At 71.7% G+C, this 19,916-nt stretch carries 19 protein-coding genes; 14 read left to right on the top strand and 5 right to left on the bottom strand.

The features are described from left to right. Window position 1 precedes the first annotated feature (1 nt). Window positions 2–964, bottom strand: a complete 963-nt coding sequence (locus FS641_RS00570; protein ID WP_144758387.1) for an alpha/beta fold hydrolase — start codon at window positions 962–964, stop codon at window positions 2–4. 111 nt (window positions 965–1,075) lie between these two features. Here FS641_RS00570 and treS point away from each other — a divergent pair, with 111 nt between their 5' ends. The 13 genes from treS (at window position 1,076) to FS641_RS00505 (ending at window position 14,547) form a co-directional block, all read left to right on the top strand. After that, a complete protein-coding gene (gene treS, locus FS641_RS00565) occupies window positions 1,076–2,788 on the top strand; it encodes a maltose alpha-D-glucosyltransferase (RefSeq protein WP_144758385.1) in 1,713 nt (570 codons plus the stop codon). A 212-nt stretch (window positions 2,789–3,000) separates the two neighbouring features. Further along, complete coding sequence (locus FS641_RS00560) at window positions 3,001–3,759, top strand: 3'-5' exonuclease (RefSeq protein ID WP_144758383.1); 759 nt, start codon at window positions 3,001–3,003, stop codon at window positions 3,757–3,759. Window positions 3,760–3,828: 69 nt separating this feature from the next. Further along, the gene (locus FS641_RS00555) at window positions 3,829–4,956 is read left to right on the top strand and encodes a DUF475 domain-containing protein (protein WP_144758381.1); all 1,128 of its coding nucleotides are present in this window, start codon (window positions 3,829–3,831) and stop codon (window positions 4,954–4,956) included. A gap of 45 nt (window positions 4,957–5,001) precedes the next feature. After that, a complete protein-coding gene (locus FS641_RS00550; RefSeq protein WP_144758379.1) occupies window positions 5,002–5,589 on the top strand; it encodes a TerD family protein in 588 nt (195 codons plus the stop codon). A 14-nt stretch (window positions 5,590–5,603) separates the two neighbouring features. After that, window positions 5,604–6,185, top strand: a complete 582-nt coding sequence (locus FS641_RS00545) for a TerD family protein (RefSeq protein ID WP_144758377.1) — start codon at window positions 5,604–5,606, stop codon at window positions 6,183–6,185. A gap of 31 nt (window positions 6,186–6,216) precedes the next feature. Continuing rightward, a complete protein-coding gene (locus FS641_RS00540; protein WP_144758375.1) occupies window positions 6,217–6,795 on the top strand; it encodes a TerD family protein in 579 nt (192 codons plus the stop codon). A 56-nt stretch (window positions 6,796–6,851) separates the two neighbouring features. After that, on the top strand, window positions 6,852–8,057 hold the full coding sequence (locus FS641_RS00535) for a toxic anion resistance protein (RefSeq protein ID WP_144758373.1): 1,206 nt from the start codon (window positions 6,852–6,854) through the stop codon (window positions 8,055–8,057). Window positions 8,058–8,075: 18 nt separating this feature from the next. Continuing rightward, on the top strand, window positions 8,076–8,630 hold the full coding sequence (locus tag FS641_RS00530) for a hypothetical protein (protein ID WP_144758366.1): 555 nt from the start codon (window positions 8,076–8,078) through the stop codon (window positions 8,628–8,630). After that, window positions 8,627–9,187, top strand: coding sequence for a TerD family protein (locus FS641_RS00525; protein ID WP_144758364.1), 561 nt, complete (start codon window positions 8,627–8,629; stop codon window positions 9,185–9,187). Before FS641_RS00530 ends, FS641_RS00525 begins: the two co-directional genes overlap by 4 nt. After that, a complete protein-coding gene (locus FS641_RS00520) occupies window positions 9,184–10,005 on the top strand; it encodes a hypothetical protein (protein ID WP_144758362.1) in 822 nt (273 codons plus the stop codon). The genes FS641_RS00525 and FS641_RS00520 overlap by 4 nt, the downstream gene beginning before the upstream one ends. Window positions 10,006–10,007: 2 nt before the next feature. After that, on the top strand, window positions 10,008–11,171 hold the full coding sequence (locus tag FS641_RS00515; RefSeq protein WP_144758360.1) for an HpcH/HpaI aldolase/citrate lyase family protein: 1,164 nt from the start codon (window positions 10,008–10,010) through the stop codon (window positions 11,169–11,171). After that, window positions 11,168–13,741: a phosphoribosyltransferase domain-containing protein gene (locus tag FS641_RS00510; protein WP_144758358.1), complete on the top strand. Its 2,574-nt coding sequence runs from the start codon at window positions 11,168–11,170 to the stop codon at window positions 13,739–13,741. The genes FS641_RS00515 and FS641_RS00510 overlap by 4 nt, the downstream gene beginning before the upstream one ends. Further along, on the top strand, window positions 13,738–14,547 hold the full coding sequence (locus tag FS641_RS00505; protein WP_144758356.1) for an HAD family hydrolase: 810 nt from the start codon (window positions 13,738–13,740) through the stop codon (window positions 14,545–14,547). Before FS641_RS00510 ends, FS641_RS00505 begins: the two co-directional genes overlap by 4 nt. A gap of 153 nt (window positions 14,548–14,700) precedes the next feature. Here the strand turns inward: FS641_RS00505 and FS641_RS00500 are convergent, their stop codons facing one another. The 4 genes from FS641_RS00500 to FS641_RS00485 all read right to left on the bottom strand — a co-directional run bounded on the left by FS641_RS00500 (window position 14,701) and on the right by FS641_RS00485 (window position 18,279). Beyond that, window positions 14,701–14,949 carry a type B 50S ribosomal protein L31 gene (locus FS641_RS00500; protein WP_071293968.1) on the bottom strand — a complete coding sequence of 83 codons (249 nt, stop codon included), beginning with the start codon at window positions 14,947–14,949 and terminating at the stop codon, window positions 14,701–14,703. A gap of 108 nt (window positions 14,950–15,057) precedes the next feature. After that, on the bottom strand, window positions 15,058–15,840 hold the full coding sequence (locus tag FS641_RS00495; RefSeq protein WP_144758354.1) for an ABC transporter ATP-binding protein: 783 nt from the start codon (window positions 15,838–15,840) through the stop codon (window positions 15,058–15,060). Between the two features lie 245 nt (window positions 15,841–16,085). Further along, a complete protein-coding gene (locus tag FS641_RS00490; protein ID WP_186317509.1) occupies window positions 16,086–17,318 on the bottom strand; it encodes a DUF349 domain-containing protein in 1,233 nt (410 codons plus the stop codon). 112 nt (window positions 17,319–17,430) lie between these two features. After that, window positions 17,431–18,279 (bottom strand): peptidylprolyl isomerase, encoded by an 849-nt coding sequence (locus FS641_RS00485; RefSeq protein WP_260855550.1) that lies wholly within the window; start codon window positions 18,277–18,279, stop codon window positions 17,431–17,433. Between the two features lie 94 nt (window positions 18,280–18,373). On the opposite strand from FS641_RS00485, the gene FS641_RS00480 reads away from it, so the two are divergent. Further along, window positions 18,374–19,738 (top strand): replication-associated recombination protein A, encoded by a 1,365-nt coding sequence (locus FS641_RS00480; RefSeq protein ID WP_144759762.1) that lies wholly within the window; start codon window positions 18,374–18,376, stop codon window positions 19,736–19,738. The last annotated feature ends 178 nt before the right edge of the window (window positions 19,739–19,916 follow it).

The following is a 19,916-nucleotide window of genomic DNA, read 5'->3' as shown; positions in this document are numbered from 1 at the left end:
CTCACGACGTGCGCTCCTCGCCTCGGCTCGGCCTGGAGGCCCGGCCCGGCTTGGCGGCGCGCGCCGGCTTGGGCAGGGGGTCGGCCATCCGGCGCAGGGTCGCGCTGGCCGCGGCGGCCGGCGTCTCGTAGTGCACCAGGTGCCCGACGTCCGGGACGACGACGAGCTCGGCGTCCGCCAGCCGCGCCGCGAGCGCGCGCTGCTCCGGGACGGCGGTGATGTCGTCCCGCTCCGCCGCGATCATGAGCACCGGAACGCGGATCGCGTCGGCGTACTCGGACACGTCGTGCGTGACGGACGTCCGGAACGCCTCGAGCACGCTCGTGCGGTTCGCGAACGCCGAGAAGTACCGGTCGTGCTGGTCGTGCACCCAGCGGCGCATCGCCGGGTCCCTCGACTTGAGCATCGCGACGCTCATGGCGCGCACGATCCCCCGGTTGCGGAGGATGCCGAGGCCGAGCGGCCGCGGCAGGGCGGCGCCGGCGCGGTAGTACGCGATCGCGATGCCGGTCCCGACGGCACGCGGACCCTGCAGGGCCGGCGCGGCGATCGGGTTGACCAGGACGAGCAGCCGGGTGTCGAGACCGGCGGCGACGGCGGCGGCGACCACGATCGAGCCGAAGGAGTGCCCGAGGACCACGGCCGTGCGGTCGAGGCCGAGCGCGGCGTGGAACCCGCGCAGCCAGGCGACGTACCCGTCGACGTCCGAGACGGCGAGGGGGTCGGAGATGCCGAACCCGGGCAGGTCCGGCACGACGACCCGGACGCCGACCAGGTGCGCCGCGATGGACTCCAGGCCGTGGTGGTCGCCGCGGAAGCCGTGCACCGCGAGGACGGTCTGGGTGGCGTCGGCTGGCCCGTACTCCCAGTAGTGGGTCGTGCGGCCGTCGACCTCGACGGCGCGGTGCACGACGGGCGTGGAGGCCATCAGTGACTGGTACGGGGAGAGCACGGGCGATCGCATCCGCGCCAGTCTAGGGAACGCGATCCGGCGCACCGGGGAACATGCTCGGGCACGGCGGCCTATCGTGTCCGGGGCGGGCGGTCACGCCCGTCGACGACGACGAGGAGCACGGTGACCTTCACAGCCCCGATCCAGCTGCCAGGACTCACGCTCGACCCGCAGTGGCACAAACGCTCGGTCTTCTACGAGTGCATGATCCGCTCGTTCGTGGACTCGAACGGCGACGGCATCGGGGACCTGCAGGGGGTGATCGGCAAGCTCGACTACCTGCAGTGGCTCGGTGTCGACGCGCTCTGGCTGCCGCCGTTCTTCAAGTCGCCGATGCGCGACGGCGGGTACGACATCGCCGACTACAAGGCGATCCTGCCCGAGTTCGGCACCCTCGACGACTTCCGCGAGCTCGTCACGAAGTCGCACGAGCGGAACATGCGCATCGTCATCGACATGGTGCTGAACCACACCTCGGACCAGCACGAGTGGTTCCAGCAGTCCCGCGAGGACCCGGACGGCCCGTACGGGGACTTCTACGTCTGGCGCGACACCGACGAGCACTACTCGAACATCCGGATCATCTTCGTCGACACCGAGGAGTCGAACTGGACGTTCGACCCGGTCCGTCGGCAGTTCTTCTTCCACCGGTTCTTCTCGCACCAGCCCGACCTCAACTACGAGAACCCCGCGGTCGTCGAGGCCGTGTACGACGTCGTCCGGCACTGGCTCGACATGGGCGTCGACGGGCTGCGGCTCGACGCGATCCCCTACCTGTTCCAGTCCGAGGACGGCAACGGCGAGGGCGAGCCGGAGACCCACGAGTTCATCAAGAAGCTCCGCGCGATGGTCGACGACGAGTACCCCGGCCGTGTCCTGCTCGCCGAGGCGAACCAGTGGCCCCGGGAGACCGCGGCCTTCTTCGGCACCGACGAGGAGCCCGAGTGCCACATGGCGTTCGACTTCCCGGTGATGCCGCGCATCTTCTACTCGCTCCGCGCGCAGCACGCCTCCGAGCTCAAGGCGATCCTGTCCGAGACGCTCGACGTGCCCGCCTCGGCCGCGTGGGGTGTCTTCCTCCGGAACCACGACGAGCTGACGCTCGAGATGGTGAGCGAGGAATACCGGCAGGCCATGTACGGCTGGTACGGCTACGACCCGCGGATGCGGTCGAACATCGGCATCCGCCGTCGTCTCGCGCCCCTGCTCGACAACTCCCGCGCGGAGCTCGAGCTCATCCACGCACTGCTGTTCTCGCTCCCCGGGTCGCCGTTCCTCTACTACGGCGACGAGATCGGGATGGGCGACAACATCTGGCTGCCGGACCGGGACTCCTCGCGCACGCCGATGCAGTGGACGCCGGACCGGAACGCCGGGTTCTCGACCGCCGACCCGGGCAAGCTCTACCTGCCCGTGGTCCAGTCGCTCGTCTACAACTACGCGCAGGTCAACGTCGAGGCACAGCTCGCCCAGTCCCGCTCACTGCTGCACTGGGTGCGGAACGTCATCCACGTGCGGAAGGCGCACCCCGTGTTCGGGATGGGGTCCCTCGCGGTCCAGCAGACCGACAACGACAGCGTCCTGGCCTTCGTCCGGTCGTGGGAGGGCACCGGCACGCAGTTCGGTGCGTCGGCGGAGGACGTGCTCTGCGTGTTCTCGTTCGCGGTGAACGCCACGACGGTCACGGTGTCGGCGCCGGAGTACGCGGGACGACCGCTGTACGACCTGTTCGGTGGGAGCTCGTTCCCGTCGTTCGACGACGAGGGGAACGTGACGCTCACGCTGGGGACGCAGTCGTTCTACTGGCTGCACGTCGGAGCCGCGCCGGGCGCCTGACCCGGCCGGCTCGGCAGTCGTTCACCTGGCTGCACGTCGGGGCCGCGCCGGGCGCGTGACCCAGCCGGGTCGGCAGTCGTTCACCTGGCTGCACGTCGGAGCCGCGTCGGGCGCGTGACCCGGCCGGCTCGGCAGTCGTTCACCTGGCTGCACGTCGGAGCCGCGCCGGGCGCGTGACGGGGCGTGTCGGTCCCGCCGGTTAGCCTCGTCGCGTGACGTACTCCGCAGCCGAGGTCGACGAGGTCGACGCCCCCACCCAGGACCTCTCGACGCGCCCCTGGTGGCACGCCCTCGGGGTGTTCGACCTGGAGACGACCGGCATCGACGTCGAGACGGCACGGATCGTCACGGCGCACGTCGGCCTCATCGACATGACCGGGCGCAGCATCGTCGAGGGCTCCTGGCTCGCCGACCCCGGCGTGGAGATCCCCGAGCAGGCATCGGCCGTGCACGGCATCAGCACCGAACGTGCCCGGGCCGAGGGCCGCCCGGCCGGTGAGGTCGTCGCCGAGATCGTCGCCGCGATCGAGGCCGTGTTCGCCAGGGGCATCCCGCTCGTGATCTACAACGCCCCGTACGACCTCACCCTGCTCGACCGCGAAGCGAAGCGCCACGGGATCGCCTCCCCCGTCATCGGCAACGTCGTCGACCCCCTCGTCATCGACAAGGCGCTCGACACCTACCGCAAGGGCAAGCGCACGCTCGAGGCCGCCGCCGAGTTGTACGGGGTCACGCTCTCCGACGCGCACGACGCCGGTGCCGACGCGATCGCCGCAGGACGGGTGGCGCAGGCCATCGCCGCGCGGTACCCGGAGGACCTCGCCGTGTCCGCCGAGGAGCTCCACCGCAAGCAGGTGACCTGGTGCGCCGACCAGGCAACGTCGTTCCAGCAGTACATGCGTGCCAAGCGCGACCCGTCCTTCACCGCGGACGGCAGCTGGCCCCACCGGATGGCTTCCTCGAGCATGTAGCATGCAGCGGGGGCGTTCGATGAGACGACCCACAGCATCCGCAACGCCACACCCTGGAGACCACCTCTCTTGTTCCTGAAGACCTTCGGCTGGTCCCTCGTGATCACCGTCCTCGCCCTCGCGGTCGCACTCGTCTACGGGGGTTGGAGCGCCGTGGTGCTCACGCTGATCCTCGGCATCCTCGAGATCAGCCTCAGCTTCGACAACGCCGTGGTGAACGCCCGCATCCTCGAGCGGATGAACCCGTTCTGGCAGAAGATGTTCCTGACCGTCGGCATCGTCATCGCCGTGTTCGGCATGCGCGTGCTCTTCCCGCTGCTGATCGTGTCGGTGACGGCGCAGCTCAACCCGGTCGAGGCGGTCCAGCTGGCGCTCGAGAAGGGCTCCATCGAGGACCCGGGGACCTACGCGTACCTCCTGCACGAAGCGCACCCGCAGATCGCGGCGTTCGGCGGCATGTTCCTGCTCATGATCTTCCTCGACTTCATGTTCGAGGAGCGCGAGATCACCTGGCTGCGCTGGGTCGAACGCCCGCTGCAGTTCGTCGGGAAGCTCCCCATGGTCAACGTCATCGTGGCGCTCGCCCTGCTGGCGGTGTTCGGCGTGACCTCCGGCGACCACCAGGCGATCGTGCTCATCTCCGGCATCGCCGGCCTCGTGACCTACTTCCTGGTCACCGGCCTCGGCGGGCTCTTCGACGTCGACGACCCCGAGGACGAGGGCGACTCGCTGACGAGCGCCGACGGCATGGTGGCCGAGGCGGACCGCATCGCGAAGAAGCGCCGGGTCGGTCACGTCGCCGGTCGTGCGGCCTTCCTGCTCTTCCTCTACCTCGAGGTCATCGACGCGTCGTTCTCGTTCGACGGCGTCATCGGTGCGTTCGCGATCACCGCCGACCCCATCCTCATCGCGCTCGGCCTCGGCCTGATCGGGGCGATGTTCGTGCGGTCACTCACCGTCTTCCTGGTTCGACAGGGCACACTCGACGAGTTCGAGTACCTCGACCACGGGGCGCACTGGGCGATCGGTGCACTCGCGGTCATCCTGCTCGTCACCATCACCACCGAGGTGGACGAGGTCGTCACCGGCCTCATCGGCGTGGTCTTCATCCTCGCCGCGTTCATCTCCTCGGTGGTCCGCAACCGCCGCAAGGCCTCGGGGACCACCGCCGAGGCACCCGCGCTCGTCCGGAACTGACCGGACCCGCACAGCACACCACCGGACACGACGAAAGGGCACGCAATGGGTCTCAGCCTCCAGAAGGGTCAGTCGCTCTCGCTGAAGAAGAACGACGGCAGCGACCTGACGCAGGTCCGCCTCGGGCTCGGATGGGACGCCGTCGCGGCGAAGCGGGGCCTGTTCGGCAGCCGGAAGCAGGCCGACGTCGACCTCGACGCCTCGGCGATCTTCTTCGACGCCGAGGGCCGGGCGGTCGACTACGTCTGGTTCAACCAGCTGCGCAGCAAGGACGGCTCCGCACAGCACACCGGCGACAACCTCACCGGTGCCGGCGAGGGCGACGACGAGACCATCCGGATCGACCTGCGGGCCGTGCACGCCGCGGTCACGCAGATCGTGTTCGTGATCAGCAGCTACAGCCAGCAGACCTTCGACAGCGTCCAGAACGCCTTCTGCCGGGTGATCGACGACTCGACGCCCGGATCGCCGGAGGTCGTGCGGTACGAACTCACCGAGTCCGGCACCCACACCGCGATGGTGATGGCGAAGGTGTCGCGTGCCGGCAGCGGCTGGGCGTTCAGCGCGATCGGCGAGCGTGCCAACGGACGGACCGTCGCCGACCTCGTCGCACCGGCCACCGCCGCGCTCTGACCGGAAGGCAGCACATGGCCTCGCTCTCGCTCTCCAAGGGCACGAACCTCTCCCTCACGAAGACGGACCCGGCGCTCCGTCGCGCGATGATCGGCCTCGGCTGGGACCCGCGCACGACCGCCGGCGAGCAGTTCGACCTCGACGCCTCGGCCCTCCTGGTCGCCGCGAACGGTCGGGTCCGCTCGAACGACGACTTCATCTTCTACAACCAGCTCCGGTCGGTGGACGGCGCCGTCGTGCACCAGGGCGACAACCGCACCGGCGACGGTGACGGCGACGACGAGCAGATCCTCATCGACCTCGACGCCCTCGCTGCGGACGTCGAGCGTGTCGTCATCGTCGTGACGATCGACCAGGCCGATGCCCGCCGCCAGAACTTCGGCCAGGTCCGCGGCGCGTTCTGCCGCGTCGTCAACGACGAGACCGGCAACGAGGTCGTCCGCTACGACCTCACCGAGGACGCCGCCTCGGAGACCGGGATGATCTTCTCGGAGATCTACCGGTACGACGGTGAGTGGAAGTTCCGCGCCGTCGGCCAGGGGTACGCCACCGGGCTGCGCGGCGTGGCCACCGACTACGGCGTCGTCCTCGACTGACGCCGACGCACCCGCAACGAAAGGACTCATCATGGCTGGACTGTCCCTCACGAAGGGCAACAACCTCTCCCTCACGAAGACGAGCCCCGGCCTCACGGTCGCGACCGTCGGTCTCGGCTGGGACCCGCGCACCACGTCGGGCGAGCAGTTCGACCTCGACGCGTCGGCGCTCCTCCTCGGCGCCTCCGGCAAGGTCCGCAGCGACGCGGACTTCATCTTCTACAACCAGCCGAAGAGCACCGACGGCGCCGTCGAGCACATGGGCGACAACCGCACCGGCCAGGGCGACGGCGACGACGAGCAGATCCAGATCGACCTGCAGTCCCTGCCTGCCGACGTGGACCGCGTCGTCATCGTGGTCTCCATCGACCAGGGCGAGGCCCGTCGGCAGAACTTCGGCCAGGTCCGCAGCGCGTACTCCCGCGTGCTCGACCAGGACGGCACCGAGATCGTGCGGTACGACCTCTCCGAGGACGCCGCACCCGAGACCGCGATGATCTTCTCCGAGATCTACCGCAACGGCGCAGAGTGGAAGTTCCGCGCGGTCGGCCAGGGCTACACCACGGGCCTCGCCGGCATCGCCACGGACTTCGGCGTCCAGCTCGGCTGAGCCCGACCGCACCACCACCCGACACACCGCACCACACGATCGAGAGCAGACCGACCATGCCCGGACCCCTCGCCCCGCCGGAGCCCGCCGACGACCAGGACGCCCTCGTCCTGCGCCCAGCCGAAGCCGCCGAGACGGTGCAGCCGGACGACGCCCCCGGGATGGTCCCGGTCGACCCCGACCGGCAGACGCAGATCGCCGCGCAGGCGCGCGAGTTCGTCGACGAGGTCGCCCGCCTCGACCCCCGCTCCCCCGAGTTCGGGGAGAAGGTCGACGGCATCACGGCGATCGCGAGCTCCGAGATCTCCCGGTCTGGTGGCTTCTCGTCGCGCATGCTCGAGCGCTCGCAGTCGTCGGTCGCGGGTGCGAAGCGGTCCGGCGACAGCGCGCAGGTGCGCGTGGCGACGACCCTCGGCGACCTCCGATCGACCGTCGAGGACCTCACGCCGAACCAGGCGGACCTCAGCACCGGTCGCAAGATCCTCGGGATGATCCCCGGCGGCAACAAGCTCGCCAAGTACTTCCAGCGCTACGAGTCGGCCCAGACGCAGCTCGACCGCATCATCAAGTCGCTCATGGCCGGGCAGGACGAGCTCCGGAAGGACAACGCGACGCTCGCGGACGAGAAGGTCCAGCTCTGGGAGACCATGCAGCAGCTGAGCGAGTACGCGGTGTTCGCGAAGGCGCTCGATGCGGCAGCCGTGCAGAAGATCGAGTCGCTCCGGAACGCCGGTCGCACCGACGAGGCCCAGAAGCTCGAGGCCGACGTGCTGTTCCCGGTGCGCCAGCGCCACCAGGACATCCTGACGCAGCTCGCGGTCTCCGTGCAGGGGTACCTCGCGATGGACCTCGTCCGGAAGAACAACACCGAGCTGATCAAGGGCGTCGAGCGTGCCAGGACGACCACCGTCGCGGCGCTGCGGACGGCCGTCGTGGTCGCGCAGGCCCTCGCCAACCAGCGGATGGTGCTCGACCAGATCGACGCGGTGAACTCGACAACGAACGCGATGATCCTGCAGACGAGCGAGATGCTCCGCGACCAGACGACGCGCATCCACCAGCAGGCGACGAGCTCCGGCGTGAGCGTCGAGACCCTGCAGCGCGCGTTCGACAACGTCTTCCAGACGATGGACGCCATCGACTCCTTCCGGTCCGAGGCGGCGCAGAACATGGCGTCCACGGTGACCGCCCTCGAGTCGGGCATCGCGCGCGCGAAGCCGTACCTGGAGCGGGCGCGCCAGTCCGAGGACAGCGGCCGATGACCAGCGGGACCACACGCGGTGCGTGATCGGTTCCGTGCCCTGTTCGGGCTCGACGAAGCACGACGCCAGCCCGCCGACGCCGCGTCCACGGTCGCCGCGGCCGCCGCTGCCCGGATCGACGTCCGAGGGTCCGGCGGCGCGACGGACGACGCCGCGGCCAGTGACGGTCTCGACGACCTGCGGACGTTCGTCCGTGCGGCCGGCGACGACCTGCCGACGGTCGTGTCGTCCCGGGTCCGACAGATCGAGGACCAGCTCCGTTTCGCCGCCGGGACCGTCAGTGCGCGGGGTGCCTCGACCGAGCAGCGCTACCTGTTCCAGGCGATCGTGAACGACTACCTGCCGACCCCGGTCCGGACCTACCTCTCACTGCCGGCGGCCGACCGGACGCCGGACGGTCCCGCGACCCGGTCCCTGGTCGATCAGCTCGGTGTCGTCCGGGAGACGGTGGAGGACATGCACGAGCAGATCCGGAGCGGTGCGATCGCCGAGCTCTCCGCGCACGGCCGGTTCCTGCACGACCGGCTCGGCTCCGGTGACCCGCAGCTCCGACTCCCGGGGACCGGCGCGTGACCGGCGAGCTCGTGGCCGGTGCGAACGCCGCACTGACCGCCGAGAACCCGGACCTGACGGCGGTGGTCGTCGGCATCGCCTGGGAACAGATCGCGAGCCGCGGCCCCTCCGCCGAACCGGTCACCGTCGCCATCCCCTGCGGCCCCGACGGCCAGGTGCTCGACGACGACGACCTGGTGTTCTTCAACCAGCTCGAGAGCACGGACGCGTCGCTCGCGTTCCTCGACGACGCCGACTGCGAAGAGGTGGACGTCGACCTGGGCTCCGTGCCCGAGGCGGTCGACAAGATCGTCTTCGCCGTCTACCTCGACCCGGATCCGCGCGCGCCGAAGGACCTCGGCTCGATCCGGACGCTCTCGATCCGGGTGAGCACCGTCGACGGCCGCGAACTCGTGCGGTTCCCGGTGCCGTCCGACCGCAACCACACCATCGACGCGATGATCCTGGGTGAGCTCTACCGGCACCGCTCGGAGTGGAAGTTCCGCGCGGTCGGTCAGGGCTACACCACTGGTCTCACCGGCCTGCGGCGGGACCACGGCATCGGCCGGACCCGATGACGAGCGCCCACCCCTACCTCCGCCGTCGTCGCCGTCCGGCCGCCGTCCCGGCGGCGGCGCAGGACGTCGCCCCGCCCGCACCGGTCATCGCGCCGAGCGCGGCGCCGGATCGACCACGCGCCGGGGGTTCCCTGACCCTGTCGGCGCCCACGGCCTCCCGTCCGGCGGCGGCCGCTGGACGCGCGTCCGGAGCGACCCCGACCGCCCAGCCCGTCGCCGGTGGCGCGTCGAACGCGACACGGACCGGGCACACCGCCGGTGGCCCGGGCCCGTCCGAGCGGGTCGCCGAGCGGTTGCGGCGCCGCGCGGCGCGACCGACGCCGTTCCCCGCGCCGCGACCGCAGGACGTCCGCGTGCTCGGCACGGAGGACCCGGTCGTCCGCCTGGACCGGCGCCAGTCCGCCGTCGGCGTGCTCCGGGTCAGCGGTGCCACGAGTGTCGTGTGGGAGTCGGAGGACCACGTCGTCGGCGCCGAGACCGTCGAGGGCGCCCGCGCCGGCCGCGACGTGCCGACGAGCGGCAACCGTCCCCTGGTCGGGTTCCACGACGGCGACGTCCTGGTCAGCCTCCGGCACGTCCGCGAACTCCGCCGTGCGCTCGTCATGGCGCGCGGGGACGACCGTCCCGTCGTCACGCTGCAGGACGGCACGACCATCGCGATCGAGGCGGGCAGCGCCGACGTGATCCCGGTCCTCGCGCTGTCCGTGATCGACGGCGCGCTGGAACTCCGCGCCGAACCGTTCCCCAGGGCATCGCACGACGGCGACGTGTTCGCCGCGTTCGGCTTCGTGCTCTCCGCCCCGACGAACAGGCCCTGACCATGCGGCACTTCGCCCACCTCACCGACCAGGAGTCGCTCTTCCTGCACACGCCGGAGGACGTGACCCGGGCGAGTGCCCTGCCGCTCCGGGCGGTTGCCCTCGGCGCGACGCTGTACGTGCCGGGGACCCGGGCGACCCTCGTCCAGGACGTGCACCGGCAGGCGGCCCTCGGTGCCGGCTCGCTCGTGCTGTGCCTGGAGGACTCGGTCGCGGACGACGACCTGCCGATCGCCGAGGACCGTGTCGCGGACGCCCTGCGCACGCTCGCCGAGGAGTCCGCCGATGCGCGCGAGCTCCCCCAGCTGTTCCTGCGCGTCCGCGACCCCGAGCACCTGGTCCGGTTCGCCGACCGCATCGGCGACACCGCCCTCGACGCACTGAGCGGCGTCGTGTTCCCGAAGTTCACGGTCGCCGACGGCCCGGGGTACTTCGCCGCGCTCGACGCGCTCAACGCCGGTCGGCGAGCGGACCGTCGGCTCCTCGCGATGCCGATCCTCGAGTCGGCGGCGATCATGCACCGTGAGACCCGTTGGCGGACGCTGTCCGGCATCCGCACGCTCCTCGACGACCACCGGGACGACGTCCTCGCGGTGCGCATCGGCGCGACGGACCTGTCGAGCGTGTTCGGACTGCGTCGGTCCAGCGAGCTCACCGTGTACGACGTGCACGTCCTCGCCTCGGTCATCGGTGACATCGTCAACGTGTTCGGCCGCGCCGAGGACGGCTTCGTCGTCGCCGGGCCGGTGTGGGAGCACTACCCCGCCGCGGACCGGGTGTTCCGGACCCAGCTCCGCACCACGCCGTTCCAGGACGCTGGTGACCCGGCGCTCCGCCGTCGACTGCTGGTCGAGGGGTACGACGCGCTCCTCCGCGAGGTCACCCTCGACCTCGCGAACGGCCTCAACGGCAAGACGGTGATCCACCCGCGGCACGTCCCGCTCGTGCACGCCCTGTCCGTCGTCACGCACGAGGAGTACTCCGACGCCTCCGACCTGCTCGGCCCGTCGTCCGGCGGCGTCGCGGCCTCGCGGTACGGCAACAAGATGAACGAGACGAAGCCGCACCACGCGTGGGCGGAGAAGACGATGCTGCGCGCCAGGGCGTTCGGTGTCTCCGCCCCCGACATCACCTACGTCGACCTGCTCGAACGGAGCCTCGGATGAGCCGACTGCCCACGCCCACCGACCTCGGCATCGAGCTCGAAGACGGCGAGCGGCACGCCGGGCGCACGCAGGACCCGCTCGCCGTGCCGCTGGCCGACCTCGTGCGGCTCGCGCTCCGACGCAACCCGAAGCGGGCGCACCTGCTCGTCTCGACGGTCCTCGCCAAGCACGTGCCGACCGTGCCCGCGGTGGCGCTCCTCGCCGGCGAGGCACTCGGCGCCCGCGTCGCGGACGCGCTCGACGACGGCCACCGGTTCGACGCCCCGACCGCGGCCCGCCTCCGCGACGTCCTCGGCGCGCAGACCAGCATGCGGCGCGCCGAGGACGCCCGAGACGCGCAGGACCACGACGGTCTGGACCGCGCCACCGCCCTCTCCCGCGCCGCCGACGCCCTGCGCACCGACCTCGCCGCCCGCCGGACGGACCACCCGGACACCCTCGTGCTCGGGTTCGCCGAGACCGCCACCGCGCTCGGTGCGGCCGTCGCCGAGGCGCTCGGTGCCGACCACCTGCACTCGACCCGGCTGGACCCACCGGGCGCCGTCGCCGCCACCGGGTTCGACGAGGCACACTCGCACGCCACGACGCACCGCCTGCTGCCCGCCGACCCCGCCTGGCTGCCGACCGACGGCACGGTCGTCCTCGTCGACGACGAACTCAGCACCGGCGCGACGGCCCGGGCGACCATCCGCGCGCTGCACGCCCTGGCCCCGCAGCGTCGCTGGGTCGTCGCGAGCCTGGTCGACCTCCGCTCCGCAGCGGACGTCGCGGCGACCGATGCCCTCGCCGCCGAGCTCGGTGCGACCGTGACCGTCCTGGCGCTCGCGCGCGGCGGCGTCCACCTGCCCGACGACCTCGTGACGACCGCCGCGGCACTCGTCGACGCCCACGCGGCACTCGGGCCCGTCCACGCGGACGTCCCGCCCGTCGCCGCCGAGTTCCTCCCCGCACCGCCGACCGCCGTCGACCGCTTCGGCGTCCCGGCAGCGGCCGTGCGGCGACCGCGGACCGACGTCGAGGGGATCGCTGCCGACCTCGCGCGCGTGCTCGGTCCGCTCGACCCGACCGACCGGGTCCTCGTCCTCGGGACCGAGGAGCACATGCACACCCCGCTCGTGATCGCCGCGGCACTCCGAGCGGCGAGCGGTGCCGACGTGCGGTCGTCGACCACCACCCGCTCCCCCGTCGCCGTGTTCGCCGACCCCGCGTGGCCGATCCGCTCGGGCGTCGCGCACCGTTCCCACGACCGCACCGTGGACGGTCCCGGGCCCCGGTACGCCTACAACGTGCACGGCTTCGACGCGGTCGTCCTGGTGCCGGAGCCCGGGACCGAGCGGAGCGCCCTCGCCGGACCCGACGGTCTGCTCCCGGCGCTCGGCCGGGTCGCGCCGCGGGTCGTCGTGGTGGAGAGCCCGCTCCGTGCGGTGTCCGACGAGCCCGTCCCGACGCCGCTGACGGGGCCGTCGTTCGGGTCCTACGAGCCGGACGAGGTCACCTGGCTGCTGCAGGACCTCGCCGGCGCACCCCTCGAGGCCGACACCGCGTCACGGGAGCGCGCGGTCCAGCTCGAGGGCGCGAACTACGCCGAGTCCCTGCCCGTCGAGTACACGCCGTCCGAGGAGTACGAGGCGCTGTACCGGAGCGCCCTCGACCGCTCGGCGGCCCGCATCGCCGAGGCCGTGGGCATCGTCACCGAGCTCGTCCTGCGTGGTCGGCGCCGCCCGGTGCTGGTCTCCCTCGCCCGCGCCGGGACCCCGGTCGGCGTGCTCATGCGCCGCTGGGCCCGGGAACGGCACGGCACCGTGCTGCCGCACCTGACCGCCAGCATCGTCCGTGGTGTCGGGATCGACGAGACCGCCCTCCGCTGGCTCGCCGCGCACCACGACCCCGAGGACGTCGTGTTCGTCGACGGCTGGACCGGCAAGGGCGCCATCACGCGGGAGCTCACGGCCGCGCTGGACCGGTTCGCGGAGTCCGACGGCATCCGCTTCCGCGACGACCTGGCGGTGCTCGCGGACCCGGCCGGCTGCACGCCGCTGCACGGCACCCGCGAGGACTTCCTCGTCCCGTCGGCCTGCCTCAACTCGACCGTCTCCGGACTGGTGTCGCGGACGGTGTACAACCGCCGGTGGACGCCGGAGGGGACCTTCCACGGCGCGAAGCAGTACCGCGAGCTCGGTGCGAGGGACCGGTCGCGCCCGTACGTCGATGCCGTCGCCGCCCGGTTCGCCGAGGTCGCCGACCGTGTGGAGGCCGCCGTCGCCGCCGACTCCGCGTCCACCAGAGCTCCCGACTGGCGCGGGATGCGCACCGTGCAGGAGGTCGGCGCGACGTACGGGATCGACGACCTGCACCTGGTGAAGCCGGGCATCGGCGAGACGACCCGGGTCCTGCTCCGCCGGGTGCCCTGGCAGGTGCTCGTCCGCGACCCGGACGACCCCGACGTCGCGCACGTCGTCGCGCTCGCGACCGAGCGCGGGGTGCCGGTCGTGCACGAACCGGACCTCGCCTACCGCTGCGTCGGTCTGATCCACCCGCTCGGCAGCCGCGTCGTCGAGGCCACGGCGTGACCGCGCTGGTCGGCTGCGACCTCGACCGGACGCTCGTCTACTCGGCCGCCGCCCTCATGCTCGACGGCCCGGACGAGGCGGCCCCGTCGCTGGTCGTCGCCGAGGTCTACGAGGGCGCTCCGCTGAGCTACCTGACCCGTGCTGCCGAGGACCTCCTCGTCGCCCTCGCCGCGCGTGCGTGCGTGGTCCCGGTGACCACGCGGACCGTCGCGCAGTACCGCCGCGTCCGACTGCCCTTCTCCCCGGAGTGGGCGGTCACCTCGAACGGGGCCGTGATCCTGCATGACGGCGAACCCGACGAGCAGTGGGCCGGAGCCCTCAGAGCCGAGATCTCGGCGTCCTGCGCGCCGATGGCGGACGTCGTCGAGCTGCTCGGGGTCTCCCTGCCACCCGCGGCCGTGCTGCGGGTGCGCGACGCCGAGTCCCTGTTCGTCTACGCCATCGTCGACCGTGCCGTCCTCACCGACGGCCACGTCGCGGCGTTCGCCGCCGCCCTCGCTCCGCTCGGGTGGACGGTGTCCCTGCAGGGCCGGAAGCTGTACGCGGTGCCGGTCCCGATCCGCAAGGAGCGTGCCCTGGCGGCCGTCGCCGAGCGGATCGGTGCCACGACGACCATCGCTGCCGGTGACTCCCTGCTCGACCGCGACATGCTCCGGTGGGCGGACCTCGGCGTGCGGCCGGCACACGGGGAGCTGGACGCGATCGGGTGGACGGCGCCGAACACCGTCGTCACCGAGCGTCGCGGCGTCCTGGCGGGCGAGGAGCTCCTCCGCACGATCACCGCAGCGGTCGAGCGAGCCGGCTGACTCGGATCACCGCGGCGGTCGAGCGAGCCGGCTGACCCGCGCGCCGAGCACGCGCCGGCCGGCCCGACACCGTCCCGCGCGGGGCGCACCGGCAACGCGGAACGGGCGGCCCCCCGCAGGAGGACCGCCCGTCCGGACGTGCAGGGGTCGGACTTACTTGCCGAAGCCCTTGAAGCGCTGGTTGAACTTCTCGACGCGACCGGCCGAGTCGAGGATGCGCTGCTTGCCCGTGTAGAACGGGTGCGACGCGGAGGAGATCTCGACGTCGATCACCGGGTAGGTGGCACCGTCGAGCTCGATCGTCTTGTCGCTGTTCGCGGTGGAACGCGTCAGGAAGGTCTCACCGGACGCCAGGTCGCGGAAGACGATGGCGCGGTACTCGGGGTGGGTGTCGGTCTTCATGGAGATTCCTCGGATAGCAGTGTGTTGAGAGTGCGCAGACGCGCGGGAAGTCAGTGGCCTACGCCAGCCGTCTACGTTACCAGACCGTGGCCCGGATCGGGAGCAGGCTCAGGCAGCGCGTGCCGTGAACCGGCCGGCGTCCTTGGTCACCGTCAGCCCGATGCCGAACGCCTCGGTGAGGGTGGCGTCGGTGAGCACCTCGTCGATGGGTCCGGCGGCCTGCACATGCCCGTCGGACAGGATCAGCGCGTGTGTGAAGCCCTCGGGGATCTCCTCGACGTGGTGCGTCACGATCACGATCGCGGGCGAGTCCGCACTCGTGGCGTACCCGCCGAGCGTCCGCACGAGGCTCTCGCGCGCGCCGAGGTCGAGCGATGCGGCCGGCTCGTCGAGGAACAGGATCTCCGGGTCGGTCATCACCGCGCGGGCGATCTGGACGCGCTTCTGCTCGCCGTCGCTCAGCTCGCCGAAGGTGCGGTCGGTGAAGGCCCCGAGGCCCCACTCCTCGAGCACACGCTGCGCACGGCGGACGTCGAGCTCCTCGTACTCCTCGTTCCAGCGGCCGGTCACCGAGTACGCGGCGGTGAGCACGACGTCGATGACCTTCTCCGTCACCGGGATCCGACGGGCGAGGGCGGTCGACGCGAAGCCGATGCGGGGCCGGAGGTCGAACAGGTCCGCGCCGCCGAGCTCGGTGCCGAGGACCTCGACCTCGCCGGAGGTCGGGAAGGCCTGGGCACCGGCGACCTGGAGCAGCGTCGTCTTCCCGGCGCCGTTCGCACCGAGGACGACCCAGCGTTCGTCGTCCTGCACCTCCCACGAGACACCGTCGAGGATGGTGGCCCCGTTCCGGACCACGGACACGTCTGACAAGCGCACAACCGAGGGCATGTGATCACCCTACGGCAGCGCGGCAGCCGAGACCCGGCACACGCCGGGCCGCAGCGCGCACCACCGGGTGGCGCGGGCAGTGCAACGGCCTGGAGGCCCGGGTGCCGTCCGGTGCGGACGTCACCCCGGGCCCCCGGCCCGTCCGGGGGGGGGGGCGCGCGCGCACCCGTGGTGGTGAGGCGCACGGGGGGCCAGCACGACGAGGGCCCCGGGCGGCTGCCGGGGCCCGTCGTCGTGCGGTGGTGTCAGCTGCCGAGGGCGTCGAGCCAGATCTTCCTGGCGTCGAGGGCCTCCCGGGCGTCCTTGATCTTCCGGGCGTCTCCGGAGGCCTCCGCGGCCTGGAGCTCGGACTCGAGCTTGGCGATGGCGTCCTCGAGCTGGCTCGCGAGCCCCGTGGTGCGGGCCTTGCGCTCCGGGTTCGACTCGCGCCAGTGCGCGTCCTCGAGTCCGCGCACGTGGTCCTCCACCGCGCGGAGGCGGTCCTCGATGCGGCGGACGTCGCCGCGGGGGACCTTGCCGATCTCGTCCCAGCGTCGCTGGATGTCGGTGAGGGTCCGTCGCGCCGCGGCGCGGTCGTCCTGCTGGAGCAGCGGCTCGGCCTCGGCCAGGAGCGCCGTCTTCGCCTCGAGGTTGGCCGAGTACTCCTCGTCCTCCGCGGCGCTCTCGGCGTGGCGCTGCTCGAAGAGGACGTCACCAGCGGCCTTGAAGCGGGCCCAGAGGGCGTCGTCGTGGCGCTTGCCGGCACGCCCGGCGCGCTTCCAGTCGTCGAGCAGCTGACGGTACGTCGGGATCGCGTCCGAGCCGCGCGGCGCGAGCGCTTCCGCCTGGGTGACGAGCTCCTGCTTCCGGGTCCTGGCGTCGCGGTGCTGCGCGTCGAGCTCGGAGTAGAACGCGCGGCGGTGCTGGTCGACCGTCGAACGCGCGGCACGGAACCGCTTCCAGAGCTCGTTGGCCTCGTTCTTGGGGATGCGCGGGCCGTCGTGCTGGTGCTGCTGCCACCGGGCGAACACGTCGTCCAGCTGCGCGGTGACCTGCTTCCACTGGGCGCGGGCCGGGTCCACCGCGGCGAGGGCTTCGGCCTCTTCGACCAGGGCGGTCCGGAACGCGAGCGCCTCGGTGAGGGCCTGCTGTGCCTGCTCGGCCTGCTCCTTGGTGAGCGAGCCGACCTGCTCGGAGAGGGCGCCGACGCGGTCTTCCAGCGCCTTGATGTCACCGACGACACGGGCGTCCGCCACGAGCGCGGTGAGGTGCTCCACGGTGCGGGCGACGTCGTTCGCCGAAGCGCCCCGCTGCACTCGCTGCTCGGCGATCTTCACCTGGCCCTCGAGGTCCGCGTACTTGCGCGCGAAGTACGCGAGGGCCTCGTCGGCGGTGGCGTCCGGGTACTCACCCACGACACGTTCCGTGTCCTGGTACCGGACGTACACGGTGCCGGCATCGTCGACCCGCCCCCAGGTCGTTGCTTCGTCAGATCCCACAGGTCTCGCCTCGATCGTGGTCGTGCATCACCGACGTCACCGTCGGTACGGTCAGGAAGCCACCCTATTGCACTGGTGGCCCCGGCGGCCCGCCCGTGCGCGCGTCTGTGGACTACTGCTCCCGCTTGATCGTCGCGCCGGTGATGGTCGTCTTCACCTTCGGCTCCCCGGTGCCGTCGGATCCGGGGTCGGCGATGCCCTTCGAGGTGATCTGCGACTCGAGCTCGTCGAGGCCGCTCGTGACCTTCCCGACGACGGTGTAGCCGCCGGTCGACCCGTCGAGCGTGGTGTCCCCGTAGACGATGAAGAACTGCGTGGACTGCGACGACGTCGACGAGCTCCGCGCGATCGCGATCGTGCCCGCCTTGTAGACGTCGTCGCTCGGCGTGTTCTCGATCGGCCCGTACTGGAAGCCCGCGTCGCCGGTGCCGTCGCCGTTCGCGGAGCCGCACTGCAGGAACCGGAAGTCCGCGCTGTCGGCGAGTCGGTGGCACGTCGTGCCCTCGTAGAACTGCTTCCGGATCAGGTCGATCTCGACGCTGGCGGCCTGCGGGGCCCGTGCGCCGTCGAGCTCGATGCCGAGGCGCACGTCCTTGTGGAGCGTCAGCGTGCCGGTCCAGGTGGCGTTCTCCGCGATCGACTTGCTCGGCACGTCCCCGGTGTTCGCCGGGGTGGCGTCCGCCGAGGGAGTCGGGGTGGCCGTCGCGCTGGCGCTGGCGCTGGCACCGGCGCGGTCCGGTGTGTCGGACCGCGTCCCCGCGAAGACGAGCTGCGAGCCGGTCGCCAGGGCCGCGACGACGACCAGGGTGACGATGCCGACGAGGTTGTCCCGCACGCGACGCCGCCGTTGCCGCTGGTGGAGGCCCTGTCGTGCCTCGTAGAGACGGAGCCGCTCGCGCGCTTCGCGGTTGTCACGCGCCTGGTTCTTCGGTGCCACGGTGCTGGTCTGCCCTCTCGTCACGCAGTGTGTCCACGAGCGTACCGAACGAGCGGGCGTGGACCGGCTGTCAGTGGAGCCACCTACGATTGCCTGCATGGCAGCGGACCGATCGGGCATGACCGCGCCCACGACCGGTGGACGCGCCGGACTCGCGCAGGGCTCCGTGCCGCTCGCGGTGCGGATGCGGCCGACGAGCCTCGACGAGGTCGCCGGCCAACAGCACCTGCTCGGTCGTGGTTCCCCGCTGGTGCAGCTGGCGACCGGCACGCGGGAGAATCCCGGTGGTGTCTCGGTGATCCTCTGGGGACCGCCCGGTACCGGCAAGACCACGCTGGCGCAGGCGATCGCACGGCAGTCCGGCCGCGAGTTCGTCGAGCTGTCCGCGGTGACCGCCGGCGTCAAGGACGTGCGCGAGGTCATGGAGAAGGCCCTGACGCACCGTGACCTCTACGGGTCGACGACGGTGCTGTTCCTCGACGAGATCCACCGCTTCAGCAAGGCGCAGCAGGACGCGCTCCTGCCCGGTGTGGAGAACGGATGGGTGATCCTCATCGCCGCCACCACCGAGAATCCGTCGTTCTCGGTGATCTCGCCGCTGCTGTCCCGGTCGCTCCTGCTCACCCTCAAACCGCTCACCGACGCCGACCTCGGCATGCTCGTCGACCGCGCGGTGGAGGACCCCCGCGGTCTCGGCGGCGCGGTCGTGCTCGGTGACGAGGCGCGGGCAGCCATCGTCCGGCTCGCCTCCGGTGACGCCCGTCGTGCACTCACCGCGCTCGAGGCCGCCGCCGCCTCGGCCACGGCGGCGCAGGACGAGGACGACGACGGTGTGCCCGTCGTCGACGCCGACACCGTGGCCGCGGCCGTCGACCGGGCGCTGCTCCGCTACGACCGACAGGGTGACGAGCACTACGACGTGATCAGCGCGTTCATCAAGTCGGTGCGGGGGAGCGACGTCGACGCGGCGCTGCACTACCTCGCCCGGATGATCGAGGCCGGCGAGGACCCGCGGTTCATCGCGCGGCGCATCATCATCTCCGCGTCCGAGGACATCGGGATGGCCGACCCGCAGGCACTCCCGATCGCCGTCGCGGCAGCCCAGGCCGTCCAGCTCATCGGCATGCCGGAGGGGCGGATCCCCCTGGCCGAGGCGGTGGTCTACCTCGCCACCGCGCCCAAGTCGAACGCGGCGTACAACGGCGTCAACCAGGCCATGGCGGACGTCAAGGCCGGTCGGATGGGCGTCGTCCCGAACCACCTGCGGGACGCCCACTACGCGGGGGCGAAGCGCCTCGGGCACGGCAAGGGCTACATCTACTCGCACGACGCCGAGCACGGCGTGGCCCGGCAGCAGTACCTGCCAGATGCCCTGGAGGGCACCGAGTACTACACGCCGACCGCCAACGGGTACGAGCGCGAGGTGGGCCCGCGGCTCGACCGGCTGCGCCGGATCACCCGCGGTGCTCCTGGCGACGCCTGAACCCTGCTATCGTTGACGGGCCTACGTCCTGGTCCTCGCGTGCGGCTGCGTCGAGGACACAGTGTCGCGGTGGTGCCGAGCACCGCAGCGGCACGGGGGCAGAGGTTCGGACTGTAGCCGTCCGATCCCACAGGCTCATCCCTCTGGATCCCTTCACGGGGTTCGTCGGCACGTGCGC

Source organism: Curtobacterium sp. 9128 (assembly GCF_007673775.1).
Classification (GTDB): Bacteria; Actinomycetota; Actinomycetes; order Actinomycetales; family Microbacteriaceae; genus Curtobacterium.
Note: the sequence above shows the minus strand (reverse complement) of the source record. Positions and strands in the feature narration are given on the sequence as shown.